Origin of the sequence: Listeria valentina (assembly GCF_011800755.1) — a bacterium.
Classification (GTDB): domain Bacteria; phylum Bacillota; class Bacilli; order Lactobacillales; family Listeriaceae; genus Listeria; species Listeria valentina.
The window spans coordinates 1-1,639 of the sequence record NZ_JAATJW010000126.1 but is presented as its reverse complement, the minus strand read 5'-3'; the positions used below and the strand labels follow the sequence as shown (position 1 = coordinate 1,639).

Sequence of the window (1,639 nt, the reverse complement as noted above, 5' to 3'; positions counted from 1 at the left end):
ATAGTTATATACACTCGATTATTTATTCTTTTCATATGCCTTTATTCTTCTGGATTTCGGGATTCTTCGCCATAAAAATATGTAGTATAGCTAAAACATCATATTTGAGTTTTATAAAATCAAAGGCAGTACGCTTGATTATCCCTTATATATCCGTCAGCTTGATAGGTATACCAATTAAACTTCTTTTTAATCATTTTGCTGAGCGTCCTTCTGATGGACTACTAGATCTTCTATGTAAGATGCTAGTTTATCCAACTAGCAATGCTGTTATATCTTTATGGTTTCTATACACATTGTTTATTATTTATATATTCATATTAATTATCAAAAACTTTCCACTATATCTAGTTCTACCTTTGCTTCTATTCTTAAATTTATTTTCTGCTCACTTTTCCGAGCTTTTTAACATAAGTGGTGTGTGTGAATATAGTATTTATTTCTATGTGGGCATGCTTTGCAGAACATATTATACTACTCTTGTAAAATGTTTTAATAAGCTAAGTATACTTATATTGAGTAGTTTCATAATTATTCTTGCTGGCTTTTTCTCTTTAAACAATATATTTGTACAACTTATTGTCGCTTTTGTTGGCATTATTATGTGTGTTACTTATGCTTATCAGATTCCTGAAAAAATAGGAATTCTCTTTTTAGTACTTGGAAATTATAGTATGTCTATATATATTTTGTCCTGGTTTCCACAAGTTGCTACAAAAACTTTATTACTATCAATCTTGGAATTTCCATATTTTATTGTAGTGTTGGGTATTCTTATTAGTGGATTTATTCCCATATTTATTGAAAAATTCATTTTTAGAAAGAATTCGTGGCTATCTGTATTATTTTTAGGGAAAAAATAATAACTGATTGAAAAGTGGAAGGGTTATACTAAAGTAGACAGAAAAAATAAGCGGATTTGAGAAAGGATACTTGTGTCTGGATAGATGTCAATAAAGTAGACACAAAAAGAAGAATGTCAACCATTCTTCTTTATTCATAGTAGTCAAACTTTTTTTGTTGCTGGTATAATAGGATTTATAAGTGTTCAATAGACTTGTTTAAAAAAGGAGACTATGAATGAAGAAGAAATTAAAAGTACTTTTGTACATTTCTTTATTAATTATATACGGAATTTCGCTTTATGCTGGGATAACAGAGAAGGTATTATTTTTACAAGTGTTATAGTGAGGGAGCTACTAATGATGATAGTAGTGGCTTTCTATGGATGTATACTGGGATATTTAGCTATTTTGGTTCAGTAATGCTATTGCCTAGTAAAATATGGATTGATAAAAAGTATAGAGTATTTTTTTGGTTAGTATTTTCACCTGTAGCTTTAATAAGGATTGTAAAAGGGGGCTTAATCTATGGGTAAAATTGGTTATGCACGAGTAAGGGAATCAAAATCAATAAAGTAGACATAAAGAGATTGGGATATAAAACAAAAAAGAACTGAATCGTTAAGCAAGACATCTTTGTAAATGGCTTCATTGAACGATTTCTGTTCTTTTACTTTTGGCTCGTTAGCCTCATTTTGTCTCAGTTTCTTTATCTCTAAGAAAAAATTTGAAAAATTGTGTCTAAAATGTGAACAAATAGGAAAAAGGGTTGTAGTCCATCTTTCACATGTGATACA

1 protein-coding gene is annotated in these 1,639 nt (G+C 29.3%); it reads left to right on the top strand.

The genetic code is table 11. The features are described 5' to 3' along the window. On the top strand, window positions 1-863 hold an 863-nt coding region (locus HCK02_RS13720), incomplete at its 5' end, for an acyltransferase family protein (RefSeq protein WP_167630659.1). Between the last annotated feature and the right edge of the window lie 776 nt (window positions 864-1,639).